General features: G+C 45.5%; 13 protein-coding genes. All 13 read left to right on the top strand.

All coding sequences use genetic code 11. The annotated features are described in order from the left end of the window. Positions 1-652, top strand: a 652-nt coding sequence (ispH, locus tag K6C05_RS06980) for a 4-hydroxy-3-methylbut-2-enyl diphosphate reductase (protein WP_296732939.1), incomplete at its 5' end; no start/stop codon positions are given. Continuing rightward, on the top strand, positions 637-1,737 hold the full coding sequence (gene rpsA, locus K6C05_RS06975) for a 30S ribosomal protein S1 (RefSeq protein WP_363317176.1): 1,101 nt from the start codon (positions 637-639) through the stop codon (positions 1,735-1,737). The genes ispH and rpsA, both read left to right, overlap by 16 nt. Positions 1,738-1,834: 97 nt before the next feature. Continuing rightward, on the top strand, positions 1,835-3,241 hold the full coding sequence (locus tag K6C05_RS06970; RefSeq protein ID WP_296732936.1) for a DUF512 domain-containing protein: 1,407 nt from the start codon (positions 1,835-1,837) through the stop codon (positions 3,239-3,241). Continuing rightward, entirely contained in the window at positions 3,234-4,565 is a 1,332-nt protein-coding gene (der, locus tag K6C05_RS06965; protein WP_296732934.1) for a ribosome biogenesis GTPase Der, read from the top strand. Before K6C05_RS06970 ends, der begins: the two co-directional genes overlap by 8 nt. Beyond that, on the top strand, positions 4,565-5,158 hold the full coding sequence (plsY, locus tag K6C05_RS06960) for a glycerol-3-phosphate 1-O-acyltransferase PlsY (RefSeq protein ID WP_296732931.1): 594 nt from the start codon (positions 4,565-4,567) through the stop codon (positions 5,156-5,158). The genes der and plsY overlap by 1 nt, the downstream gene beginning before the upstream one ends. 217 nt (positions 5,159-5,375) lie before the next feature. After that, positions 5,376-5,831 (top strand): ACT domain-containing protein, encoded by a 456-nt coding sequence (locus tag K6C05_RS06955; protein WP_296732928.1) that lies wholly within the window; start codon positions 5,376-5,378, stop codon positions 5,829-5,831. A gap of 19 nt (positions 5,832-5,850) precedes the next feature. Then, a complete protein-coding gene (locus K6C05_RS06950) occupies positions 5,851-7,137 on the top strand; it encodes a homoserine dehydrogenase (protein WP_296732925.1) in 1,287 nt (428 codons plus the stop codon). 21 nt (positions 7,138-7,158) lie between these two features. Further along, positions 7,159-8,079 (top strand): homoserine kinase, encoded by a 921-nt coding sequence (thrB, locus tag K6C05_RS06945; RefSeq protein ID WP_296732923.1) that lies wholly within the window; start codon positions 7,159-7,161, stop codon positions 8,077-8,079. A gap of 155 nt (positions 8,080-8,234) precedes the next feature. Continuing rightward, entirely contained in the window at positions 8,235-9,488 is a 1,254-nt protein-coding gene (locus K6C05_RS06940; protein WP_296732920.1) for an HD domain-containing protein, read from the top strand. A gap of 158 nt (positions 9,489-9,646) precedes the next feature. After that, positions 9,647-10,174 (top strand): gamma carbonic anhydrase family protein, encoded by a 528-nt coding sequence (locus K6C05_RS06935; protein ID WP_296732919.1) that lies wholly within the window; start codon positions 9,647-9,649, stop codon positions 10,172-10,174. Between the two features lie 51 nt (positions 10,175-10,225). Beyond that, positions 10,226-10,642: a nucleoside-diphosphate kinase gene (ndk, locus tag K6C05_RS06930; RefSeq protein WP_296732917.1), complete on the top strand. Its 417-nt coding sequence runs from the start codon at positions 10,226-10,228 to the stop codon at positions 10,640-10,642. A gap of 20 nt (positions 10,643-10,662) precedes the next feature. Continuing rightward, positions 10,663-11,160 (top strand): cob(I)yrinic acid a,c-diamide adenosyltransferase, encoded by a 498-nt coding sequence (locus tag K6C05_RS06925; RefSeq protein WP_296732915.1) that lies wholly within the window; start codon positions 10,663-10,665, stop codon positions 11,158-11,160. Positions 11,161-11,279: 119 nt separating this feature from the next. Then, a complete protein-coding gene (gene recJ / locus K6C05_RS06920; protein ID WP_296732913.1) occupies positions 11,280-13,466 on the top strand; it encodes a single-stranded-DNA-specific exonuclease RecJ in 2,187 nt (728 codons plus the stop codon). Positions 13,467-13,589 lie beyond the last annotated feature (123 nt).

Genomic DNA, 13,589 nt, shown 5'->3' with positions numbered 1-13,589 from the left:
GGATGAGGTCAATGAAGGGACCGTAATTATACGGTCACATGGTGTTGGACCTTCGGTATATAAGCGTGTTGAGGACCTTGGACTCAATATGGTGGATGCGACCTGTCCCCATGTAAGAAAGGCACAGATGTCAGCTAAAATGCTGTCGGATGAAGGCTACCAGGTAGTTATTATCGGCGAGAAATGTCATCCGGAGGTACGAAGTATTCTCGAATGGGCCGGTGAGGATGCCGTATCCATTGAGACCGAAGCAGAGGCTGATTCCCTTCAAAGATTTGGTAAACTGGGAATTGTGGCTCAGACGACATTTTCAGGAGAAAAGTTCAAGAAAATTGTGGCAAGGCTTCTGGAAAAATCAGCAGATTTGAAAATACTGTGTACAATATGCACTGCTACTGACCAGCGTCAGGGAGCTGCGGTAAAGCTGGCTTCCCAGGTGGATATGATGATTGTCATAGGTGGCAAGAACAGTGCTAATACTACAAGGCTGGCGCAGCTTTGCAGTGAAAAATGTAAAACTTACCATGTCGAAACAGCAGATGAGCTATGTGACGATTGGTTTGATAAAATTAAAAAAATTGGTATCACAGCTGGGGCATCTACTCCGGACTGGATTATCAAGGAGGTTTATAAAAAGTGTCAGAAGAAATGAATTCAATGGAAGCTTGGTTAGCAAAAGAAGATTCTATGAAGGAGATACATGAGCGCGATTTAGTGGAAGCTGTTGTTGTAGCTGTTAATGACAATGAAGCAATCGTAAACATACAGGGCAATAAGAATGATGTTCCTATTTCCAAGTTTGAGCTTGCTGAGCCAGCACCTGAATCTGCCAAGGATGTTGTCAAGGTTGATGACGTCATTGAGGTTCTTGTTGTTGCCAAGGGTGGAGAGAACGGCTTGACTGTTTCCAAGGTTAAGGCTGATCGCCTTGCTTCCTGGAAGGAGCTTGACGGTGTAGTTGAAAAGGGTGAGCCTATTGAGGCTGAAATTACCCAGGTAGTTAAGGGTGGCCTCGTTGCCCGCGCTTTGGGTGTAAGGGCTTTCATTCCTGCATCCCAGATTGAGCTTAATTTTGTAAAGGATCTCTCCAAGTATGTAGGTCAGACTGTAAAGGTCCTGCCTATCGAGCTGGATCCTTCCAAGCAGCGTCTTGTATTGTCCCGTCGCCAGCTGCTCGAGACTGAGCTTAAGTCCTGGTTGGAGAACATCAAGGAAGGCGATGTTGTAAAGGGTACTGTTAAGCGCCTGGTATCTTACGGTGCATTCATTGATATCGGCGGTATTGACGGACTGGTTCACATTTCAGATTTCTCCTGGGAACGCGTCAAGAATCCTTCAGATGTTCTTGAGGAAGGCCAGGAAATTGATGTTAAGATCAAGAGCATTGCTGAAAGTGAAGATGGCAAGCTCCGTATTTCCCTCAGTGTAAAGGACACCATGCCTGATCCATGGGTTGTTAAGGCTGAAAAGTACAATGCTGGTGACATCATTTCCGGTGAAATTGTTGGCCTTAAGGCATTTGGTGCATTCATGCGCATTGAGCAGGGCCTTGATGGACTTATCCCAATGGGTGAGTTGGCTGACAGACGCATCAAGAGTGCTGATGAGGTCGTAGCCATTGGCGATCAGGTGACTGTCAAGATCCTGAATGTGGATATTGAGAGAAAGCGTATTTCTCTCAGCATGAAACAGGCAAATGAGTCTGAATCCGGCGACAACAATGAGGATGCTGAGTAATTGACGGATATTAATTCGTAATTGTATATGTAATTCCATGGGGAGTGATGTTTTCATCACTCCCCATTTACGGTCTTATTTCAAAACAGGAGGATTTATGGGCTACGGTAAGATATTATCTGTTCAGCCGGACAGTCTGGCTGAGGAGCTTGAGCTTGTACCTGGTGACAAAATCATAGAAGTTAACGGCATTAAGCTCCGTGATATTATTGACCTTAGCTTTGCCTTTGCTGACGAAGAAATAGAGATGCTGGTGGAGCATGGAGATGGGCAGCAGGAGGTCCTGGCCTTTGATAAGGATTATGATGAGGAGCTGGGAGTGGAATTCGAGTCTGCCGTTTTTGACGGTATCCGCCGCTGTGCAAATAACTGTTATTTCTGCTTTGTGGATCAGGTGGCACCCCATATGCGTGATAGTCTGAACATCAAGGATGACGATTACAGAATGTCCTTTTTATATGGGAATTTTATTACCATGACCAATATGGTGGAAAATGATTTTAAGCGTATAGAGCAGTATCATTTATCACCATTGTTCATTTCGGTACAATGCACCAATCCTGAACTAAGATGCCAGATGCTGAGATGCAAGTCAGCTGACAGACTGGCTGCCCAGCTGGACAGACTGGCCAAGGCTGATGTGGAATACCACACCCAGATAGTTTTGTGCCGGGGGATTAACGATGGTCAGGAGCTGGACCGGTCCATAAGAGATATTTTATCCAGAAAGCCCCACGCTCTTTCCATGGCTATAGTACCTGTAGGACTGACAAGATTTCGTCAGGATTGCTACCCGCTGGAGAGCTTTGATAGGGAAAGTGCTGCCCAGGTGATAGAGCAGGTTGAAAGCTTTCAGAAGAAGGAGCGGGAGCTGACAGGACGGACTTTTATATATTTGGGTGATGAATTTTATTTTTTGGCAGGAAAAGAGGTTCCGCCTGCTGAAGTTTATGATGGATTTCCTCAGCTTGACAATGGAATAGGTTTGGCCAGGAATTTTATTGAGGAATTTTCGGCTGCAACCAGTGAGGCTCATACCCAGTCCGGCGAGGGCTATACTGAAAAAATGCGTTTGGCTGTTCTCACAGGAACAGCAATAGCACCCCTGTTCCGCAAGCTGGCAGATGAGCTGCCAGTGGTTAATTTGGAGGTAGAGGTAGTCCCGGTGCCAAACAATCATTTTGGTACCAGTGTAAATGTGTCAGGGCTTCTTACGGCCCGGGACATGAAAAGTGCTTTGGGTAATACAGAGAAGGATTATGATGGCATATTGATTCCCGAATCATGTCTGAGAACAGGGGATAATGTCTTTTTGGATGATGTTTCCCTGCAGGAGTTTTGTGGCTGGTTTAGCGGCCGTGTTGAAACTGTCAGTGGTGGAGAGGATTTTTACAGGGCCTTGACAGATTTTTCAAATTATCAGGGTGTGGATGGCCAGGAAGCTGTATACATGTGGCAGAGTAATGCAGCATATACTAAGAGAGGAGGCTATGACAATGAGTAAACCTATCGTTGCCATAGTAGGTCGCCCTAATGTGGGCAAGTCAACTTTATTTAATCAGATTGGAAAACGGCGGGTATCCATAGTGGATGATATGCCTGGGGTTACCCGAGACCGTATATATATGGATGCAGAATGGCTCAACCATACTTTTACCATGATTGATACAGGTGGTATTGAATTTGATGAAAGCGACCAGATATTGCGTTCCATGCGTTATCAGGCCAAGCTGGCCATGGAGGAGGCTGATGTTATTGTATTTGTCGTGGACGGCAGGTCCGGACTGACATCAGCAGATGAAGAAGTGGGGCATATGCTTCGGGCGGCAAAAAAAACTGTTATTTTAGCAGTGAACAAGGTTGACAGTCAACAGCTGGAATCAAATATTTATGAGTTTTATAATCTGGGACTGGGTGATCCCCTTGGGATTTCGGCATCCAATGCCCTGGGACTTGGTGATTTGCTTGACGCTGTGGTTGAAGCCTTTCCGGAAAAGGACGGCGAGGAAAAGGAAGCCGATGAAATCAGCATAGCGGTTATTGGCCGCCCTAATGTGGGAAAATCCTCCATAGTTAATGCTCTCATCGGTGAAGAAAGGGTAATTGTAAGTGATGTTGCCGGCACCACCAGAGATGCCATTGATACTCATTTTAAGGCCGATGACATCAAGTTTATGCTCATTGATACTGCCGGAATGCGCCGCAAGGGAAAGATAGACGAGGCAGTGGAACGGTACAGTGTGCTGAGATCACTTAGGGCTGTGGACCGTGCTGATGTGGTGCTGATGGTTATCGATGCCTTTGAGGGAATTACTGAGCAGGACAAGAAGATTGCAGGATACGCCCATGAGTCCGGCAAGGGTGTAATCATAGTTGTCAATAAATGGGATATTTATCCCGATAAGGATGATAAATCAACGCTGCGTTTTACTGAGGATCTTCGCGATGAGTTGGGATTCCTGCAGTATGCACCTATATTATATACCTCTGCCCTTACCCATCAGCGTATTTCCCGTATTACCGAGCTGGTTAAATATGTAGCCGATCAGCAGTCCATGCGCATTCAGACCAGCGTGCTCAATGAGCTGATAAGGGATGCGGTATCTGTAAATCCACCACCATCACATCGCGGTAAGCAGCTGAAGATTTACTTTATGACCCAGGCAGATATCAAGCCACCAAGATTTATCGTTTTTGTGAATGATCCTGAGCTGATGCACTTTTCATATCTTCGTTTTATTGAAAACCGCCTGCGGGAGAGCTTTGGCTTTGAAGGTACACCATTGAAGCTGATAGTTCGTGGAAGAAAGGAAGAGGATGATATCTGATGACTGAAATGATAATATCCTGTCTCATAAGCTATATTATTGGTTCAATTCCCAATGGCCTGATATTGGGAAAAGCTGTCTGGGGGGTAGACCTAAGGGAGCATGGCAGTAAAAATATTGGGGCAACAAATGCCTGGCGGACTATTGGCCGGGCAGCCGGTATCAGTATTTTTGCCCTGGATCTTCTAAAGGGTGTGATAGGGGCAGCCATGGGACTGTACGCAGTTGCTACTCCGTTGGCAGGTGTCCTCTGTGGCATTCTTGTGGTAGTAGGGCATTCATGGTCAATGTTCCTGGGCTTCAAGGGTGGGAAAAGTGTTGCCACTGGTCTTGGTGTATTGGTGATGCTCATGCCACAGATTGCGGGAATCGTATTTTTGGTATGGCTGGCTATCGTTTTTGTTACAAGATATGTTTCACTGGGCTCTATCATAGGAGCAGCCTTTGTTCCTGTTTTGGCCTATATATTTTCTCAGCCTGTGGAATATCTCGTTTTTGGACTGTTGGCCGCAGTGTTTATAATATACCGTCATAAGGCCAATATAAGCCGTTTGATGAATGGTACCGAAAGTAAAATAAAAGCAGCAAAATAAATTTGAGTCAGATGAGACTGAAATTCGTTGGTAATATTAGTGACCATCGGATTTTAGTCTCATTTTATACAGTGCAGTTAAAAAATCATTAACTTTTTTGTTAATATGGTGCATGAATGTATTTTCCTCAAATACTATTGTCAATATTTCATATATAGTGGTATAATATCTATTGTATGTAGAAAAATATCCACTTATGGTGTACGGAGGCTGTAATATGACAACAAAAGAAAAAAGCGGATTTTTCCTGGTTAGAGAAGAAATTTTACCAGAAGCAATAAAAAAGACAATTCGGGTCAAGGAAATGTTAAAGCGCGGAGATGCGCGTACCATCAATGAAGCCGTGGAAAAAATGGAACTCAGCCGCAGTGCTTATTACAAGTATAAGGATTATGTATTTCCTTTCTATGAGGCCAGTCAGAATAAGATTGTAACTTTGACTTTCCTGTTGGAGCATAAAAAGGGTGTGCTTTCCAGTGTGCTCAATACAATTTCCAACGATTCAGGCAGCGTGCTTACCATCAATCAGGGCATTCCTCTTCAGGGCGTTGCCAATGCTACTGTTTCAATAGAAACAGTAAATCTTTCTGTAGATCTTGAAGCCCTGCTGGACAAGCTCCGTATGGTTGACGGAGTGAAGCGTTTAGAGGTACTTGGGCAGGCCCAGGCCTGAAGGGAGTAGCTGATACTTTATGAGTAACAGAATTATGATTGGAATATTGGGCTCAGGAACTGTAGGGTCCGGTGTTGTTGAGGTGCTTAAATCCAATTTTGCCGATATTTCTAAGCGTATAGGCCGTGAAATTTCCATTAAGGCAGTCCTGGTCAGGGATATTACCAAAAAGCGTAAAAATCTGGAGGACATCAATCTGACAGATAATCCTGATGATATTCTCAATGATGGGGATATCAGTATTATAGTTGAATTGATGGGAGGGCTTCACCCTTCCCTGGAATATATGCTAAGAGCCATGGAGGCCGGCAAACATGTCATTACCGCTAACAAGGATGTGGTAGCCCAGTTTGGGGAGCAGCTGTTTTCAAAGGCTGAGGAGCATGATGTTGATTTTATGTTCGAGGCCAGTGTAGGTGGCGGAATCCCGATTATTACACCCCTGAAGGAATGCCTGGCGGCCAATAAAATCAGTCTTATTATGGGCATAGTTAATGGTACTACCAACTATATGCTCACAAAAATGACCGAGGACGGCTGTGATTATGATGAGGTACTGAAGGAAGCTCAGGCCAAGGGATATGCTGAGGCAAATCCTGCAGCTGATGTGGAAGGTTTGGATGCTGCCCGCAAGGCAGCTATTTTGGGGTCTATCGCCTTTAATACCAGAATAAAGCTGGATGATGTATCTGTGGAAGGAATAACCTCAATAAAGGCCGCAGATATTGCCTATGCCAAGGAATTGGGCTATGTGGTGAAGCTGTTGGCTATTGCCAGGGATTATGGCGACAAGGGTGTTAATGTCCGTGTTCATCCTGTATTTTTACCATCAAGCCATCCTCTGTCAAATGTAAAGGATGTCTTCAATGCTATATTCATTAGGGGTAATGCTATTGGTGACGCCATGTTTTACGGGAGGGGTGCCGGTGCATTGCCAACTGCATCTGCTGTGGTAGCAGATATTATTGCCGTGGCCCGTAATATAGTATCCGGAAACAAGGCTGTCATAGGCTGTACCTGCTACAACAAGCGGCCTTTATGTGCGTTGGCTGATACGGAATCATCGTATTACATACGGTTGTGGGTTGATGATGAGCCTGGAGTTCTTGGCTCTATTGCCACAGCCTTTGGTAAGAGTGATGTCAGCCTCAAATCAGTTATTCAGACCCGTATGGTGGATGACCATGCAGAAATTGTGGCTGTCACCCATGTAGTGCAGCACAGGAAGGTGGAGACCGCAGCTGAGCTTTTGAGAAATCTCCCTGTTGTTGTGAAAATTTGCAACATTATTCGGGTTGAAGAATAGTATGGTGGGGGAGCGATAGGCTTGGAAGCAAAAAAAGTTAAAATCAGGGTTCCGGGGACATCAGCAAACCTTGGAGCCGGGTTCGATACGTTGGGAATATCCTGTTCCTGTTATAATGAACTTGAGTTGGAGCTATATAAAAATTCCGATTTTCAGATTGAGGTATATGGAGAGGGTGCAGGGATAATTCCCCAGACCAGCCAGAATATTGTATATAAATCAATTTTGCAGGTGCTGGAAAAGGTAGGGGCAGCTGATACCTACAAAGGTGCCCACATAGTAATGCACAACAGTGTTCCTTTGTCCCGTGGACTGGGAAGCAGTGCGGCAGCGATTGTTGGTGGATTAAAGGCAGCAAACGAGGCCCTTGGGGCTCCTTTGTCCCAGCAGGACTTGTTGCAGCTGGCCACAGATATTGAGGGCCATCCGGATAATGTGGCACCGGCTCTTTTCGGCGGTATGACCATAAGTGTGGTCAGGGATGGTTGCCCTAAAACCTTCTGTTTTATGCCACGGCTTAATTTCAAGATGGTGGTGGCTGTACCGGATTTTTACCTTCCGACCAAGGCGGCCCGCGAGGTTTTACCGGATATGGTAAGCCGGGCTGATGCCATTACCAATATAGGGAGTACGGCCATGCTGATAGCAACACTGATGAAGGGCAGTCCTAAATTTTTGGCTGAATCCTTTGAGGACAGGCTCCATCAGCAGTACCGGGCAGAGCTTATTCCAGGCATGAGGGATGTCTTTGCGGCAGCAAAGGAGGCTGGTGCTATGGGAGCTTTCCTGAGCGGTGCCGGACCTTGTCTGATAGCCATTACTTCGGGCAATGAAGATAAGGTGGGAAAGGCCATGCAGCAGGCGTTTTCCGGGCATGAAGTCAACTCGTCATACATGGTGCTGTCCGTTGACAGGGATGGTGCTACTTTGCTGGATGACTAGTGGTATATGCCGTAATTGCAATATTTTGAAATTGTATATTTTAATCATGATTTTGGCCGAGGGACTGGACACACAGTCCCTTTTCTGTTATGGTCAGTTTTGTAGTGGAGACTACAGGGATGGATATAGGAATGTGGTTTTTGTGAGGTGAAACAATGTTAGAGAAGGACTTTGCCCAGCAGGTTATTGATGCCGGTGGGCGCTTATATATAGTTGGTGGCTGGGTAAGGGACCGTTTGATGGGTAAGGTACCCCATGATAAGGATTTTGTGGTGGTGGGACTTTCCAAGGAGAAGTTCGTAACTGTTTTCACCGATGCAAAGCTGATAGGAAAATCTTTTCCTGTGTTTTTAATGGAAATCGATGGGGTGAAATGCGAAGTGGCCTTTGCCCGGAAGGAACATAAGGCCGGTAAGGGCTATAAAGGCTTTGATGTGGAATATTGTGATATCTCCATTGAGGAGGATCTGTTCAGGCGGGATACCACGGTCAACAGTATAGCAATGGATGTGGCTACAGGGAATATCATTGATCCCTACGGGGGGCAACAGGACATTAAAGCAATGCTTCTGCGTCCGGTATCTGAGCATTTTGGAGAGGATCCGGTCCGGGCTCTTCGTGCGGCCAGACAGGCTGCACAGATGGATTTTTCAGTATCCGAGGATCTTTTGGCTGCAATGAGGCAATGTCGTGAGGAAATTGTGGATGAGCCGGCAGAAAGGGTATTTTCAGAGCTGAAAAAGGTCCTGGAAACAAAAAAGCCATCTATTTTTTTCCAGCTGCTTAGAAAAGCCGGCCTGTTGGAAGTGCTTTTCCCGGAAATCAATGCTTTGATAGGCAAAACTCAGCCGGTGGATTTTCACCCGGAGGGGGATGCCTATAATCATACAATGGAAATAATCGACAGGATTGCAGATGGAACAACCAATGTTGTACCGGTTTTTGCCGGTTTGGTTCATGACATAGGCAAGGGAACAACTCCGATGGATATGCTGCCACATCATTACGATCATGAAAAAAGGGGACTGGAGGTGATGGACCGGTGGAACAAAAGGATGCGCCTGCCCAAGGTATGGGTTCAGGCAGCAAAAATGGTTATCAGTCATCATATGCGGGCCCCTTTAATGAGAAAACCGGGAAAGATTACTGAGCTGGTTTTGTTCCTGCATGATATGGAAAAATATCTTGCACCAAAGGATTTTTGCCGGATAATTATGGCAGATCATGGCTCCTTGCCGGTGTATCTCGAAAAATACGATGACCTGCTTCAGAAACTGCTGAGGATAAATGGTACCATGGCACCTGCAGAAAAGAAGGGCACGGAAATAGGAGAATGGTTGCTGCAGAAAAGAACTGCAGCATGTGTAGCCTGGCTTGCAAATAACAGCAATGGTGAAAATTTCTGTTAATATGAATCTTCCAAGCAGTGGGGGTGCAATGGAGCAAGCCCAGTTGATTACTTACTTCTCCCATGGTAAATCGTCAACTTAAAGATTTTGCCTGTGGAAAAATTTAAACAATGGCGTTATAATTATGTTGACAAGATATCAAAAAGGGAGGTTTTTTTATGGGGAATGTTTATGCACTAGCTGATAAAAAGCCTGTCATCGGCAAAAATGTCTATATCGCACCTAATGCTGTTATTATTGGTGATGTTACCATAGGGGATAATTGCAGTATTTGGTTTAATGCAGTGGTGCGTGGAGACATTAATAAGGTTGTTATTGGTGCCAACACCAATATTCAGGACAATACCACGATTCACAGCATGTGGGACACACCTACTGTAATTGGTGATAATGTAACCATAGGTCACAATGTTGTAGTGCATTGCACTAAAATTGGTGATAATAGCCTGATAGGCATGGGATCTGTACTGATGGGGTATACTGAAATCGGCGAAAACTGTATTGTTGGAGCAAATTCATTTATCCCTCAGGAAAAAAAGATTCCCGGGAATTCATTATTGTTCGGCAATCCGGCCAAGCTGTCCCGCCCTCTGAGAGAAGACGAGATTAAGGCATTGCTGGAATCAGCAGATGCACACAGTGATTTGGGTAAAAAGTATATGGAAGGCCTTCAGGAAATCAAATGACAGATGTAATATGCTGTTGGAATATACTATTAGGAGAAGGAGATTATTTTGATGGAAAAAACATTGGTTCTTATTAAGCCTGATGCATTTAAGGCACACCACATTGGAGACATATTCAAGATTTACGAGGAAGCCGGTCTTGATGTATTGGCTGTAAGAATGCTAAAAATGGATGAGAAGCTGGCCTCCCAGCATTATGTAGAGCATATAGGGCGTCCTTATTATGATGATTTGGTAGGCTTTATGACCTCTGGTCCGATTATTGCAATGGTACTTGCAGGCGAAGGCGCTATAGCAAAGGTTCGCAAGATTAATGGCAAGACAAACCCTGCTGAGGCAGATGAAGGAACAATCCGTAAGCTGTATGCTTCCAGTGGCAGCCGCAATGCGGTACACGCATCGGATTCACCGGAAAGTGCTGCACGGGAAATTTCACTGTATTTCAGTGCAACTGAAATCTTCGACTGATATCAGGGGGAGGCTTCGCCATGAGTGTATATACAAAGACGGGAGATAAGGGAACGACCGGGTTATATACCGGACAGCGTATTGCCAAAAATTCCCTTAGAGTAAAGGTTTATGGCACGGTGGATGAGGTGAATTCAGCCTTGGCCATGGCAAGGGCTTTTTGCAGGAATGATGAGGTAAAGGAAATAATCCTCAAGATTCAGAAGCTCAACGGTTTGTTGATGGCGGATTTGGCCAGTCTCGACCAGGAGCCTATGCTTACCGATGAGCAGGTTGTGAACATTGAATCAGTCATTGACGGGATTGAGGCCAAGCTGCCACCTTTATCCAAGTTTTTGATTCCTGGGGAATCCCAGGGTGGTGCCTGCCTGGATATGGCACGCACTGTAGCCCGCAGGGCTGAAAGAACCCTGTTGGACCTGGCAGATAATGAGCTGGTACATGAAAGCAACAGATTATATCTTAACAGATTATCTGATTTGTGCTTTGTATTGATGAGATTAGAAGAAAATAGATAACATTGGAATCTTTCAGTGGGTACTTGACAGCCGTGGTGAGTTTTTGTCATATTATCCATTGTTGGCGGTTAAATGAATGAAATGCTGCGTCGGTATGTTCCGATGCAGCATTTCACTTCATGAAGAGACAGTGCCTGACATCACGGGGAATTACCCTGTTGGAATCAGGTGCAGGACAGGCATGCAAGTGGTCGGTACACATTTTGTCTGGGGCTGACATGCGGCAAGCTCTTACAAAAACACATACATTTACATATAACAGGTCTGTACCCCAAAAGGGTATTCCTGTAAGGGGTGGTGAAAATAAAATGAACAGCAGGGAAAAATGGAAGATTAAATCCTGCCCTTCAGAGCAAAAGGAACGGCTGGCCAATGAGCTTGGTATATCCCAGCTGCTGGCTGGAGTTTTAATTAATCGAGGTATAGATACCCGTGAAAAGGGAGAAATATTTTTAAACCCTGAAAAATTTGAATATTTAGATCCTTACCTGCTGCCGGACATGAGGTTGGCGGTGGATCGTATTATAGAAGCTATTTCAAAAAAAGAAAAAATAGTTGTATATGGTGATTATGATGCCGATGGCATTACTTCTACATCCTTGTTGCTGATGATTCTGGGAGAATTGGGAGCCGATGTGGACTATTACATCCCCAACAGGTTTTCCGAGGGGTATGGGCTGAATGCCAAGGCCTTGGATTCACTGGCAGATAAAGGGACCCAGCTGATTATTACAGTTGATTGCGGGGTCAAGTCCTTGGATGAAATCAAGGAAATCAACAGCAGGCTGGATGTGGTGGTTACTGATCACCATATACCAGGAGATGAGCTCCCTGAGGCAGTGGCTGTGGTGGATGCTCACCGCAGTGATTCCAGGTATCCCTGTCCGGAGCTGGCAGGTGTAGGAATCGCCTTTAAACTCTGTCAGGGACTTTGGCAGGAGCTGCGAAAGGAAGCTCTCGGTGACAGGGGAATTGAACTGGTGGCTCTGGGAACCGTTGCGGATTCAGTTCCTCTTATTGGTGAGAATCGTCGTATTGTCAGTGTGGGATTAAAGGCTATAGAAAAAACTTCCATAGTGGGAATGAAAGCGCTGCTTGAAGTGGCAGGCTGCAGTGATAAAAAGATTACCAGCACCCATGTAGGCTTCTATCTGGGACCGAGGATAAATGCCACCGGACGATTGCGCAGTGCTACCATTGGGGTGGAGCTGCTCACCTGTGATGATCCGGAGAAGGCTGCCCAGCTGGCAGCAGAGATTAATTCCATAAATGATGAGCGCAAGAAACTGAAGGACGATATGCAGCTTGAGGCTGAAGAACAGCTCAAGAATGTGGATATCGATAACAGGAAGGTACTGGTAGTGGTGGGCAATGACTGGCACCAGGGCGTGCTGGGCCTCCTTGCCTCCAGTTTGGAAACCAAATATTATCGGCCGGTTATAGTCATCAGTATGAAGGATGGTATCGGCAAGGGCTCGTGTCGCAGTATTCCGGGCTTTAATCTCTATGAGGCCCTGGACAGATGCAATGATGTGTTGGAGCAGTTTGGTGGACATGAAGGGGCAGCCGGACTTACAATACGCGAGGACAAAATAGATGAATTCACTAATCTTATAGAAGCTGAGGCTTCCAGGCAAATGACCCCAGAGCAGTTTATTCCATTTTATGATCTGGACCAGGAAATTTCACCCTTGGAGGTCAACATGGAGATGGTGGAGGAGCTGGAACGCCTGCAACCCTGTGGTATGAAGAATGAAAGTCCTTTGTTCTGCTGTCGGGGGGTGCGTGGAGCATATGCCTCCCTTATCGGCAATGAACAGCAGCATTTGCGTTTTAGCGTTGTGGACGGCAGGAAATCCATAACGGCATTGGCCTTTAACATGGCTGCAGATATTAATGATATTTCACGCATTGATACAGAACCGCTGGACGTGGTTTATGAATTTAATATCAATGAATGGCAGGATACAAGACAGCTACAGTGCTTTATAAAAAGCATGGGTACGCCTATTGGTGATGAGGTGGAAGTAAAACCGGACAGGGTCTTTCTGAAAAACCTGTATATTTTCCTGAAGGAATGCAAGACCAAGGGTAAAAGGGTCACCAATGATGCAGAATGGTTGTCGGTGCGAATGCGTTTGGCAGGAATTCATGCCCAGGGAGAGGCCTGTGCTGCAGGCCTTAAGATATTTGAGGAGTTAGGGCTGTTAGCAGTTGATTCCTCCGGTACACTGCAACTGGTAGAGGGAACCGGAAAAATGAATCTTCAGGATTCGCCTACCTTTTGCCGTTATAACGAGCTTTAAGATGTCCCCTTCCTCTTTAGGTGGGGGAAAACAAACTACAACAGCTGGCGAGCATATCTCCCAGCTCGTTGAAACGCTAATTGGAAGATTTTTCTTCTAAAGAAGAAAAATTTGAACAATGGC

Origin of the sequence: Anaerovibrio sp. (assembly GCF_024697385.1) — a bacterium.
Lineage (GTDB): Bacteria > Bacillota > Negativicutes > Selenomonadales > Selenomonadaceae > Anaerovibrio.
The sequence above is the reverse complement of the archived record's forward strand: the minus strand, read 5'-3'. Positions and strand labels throughout refer to the sequence as shown.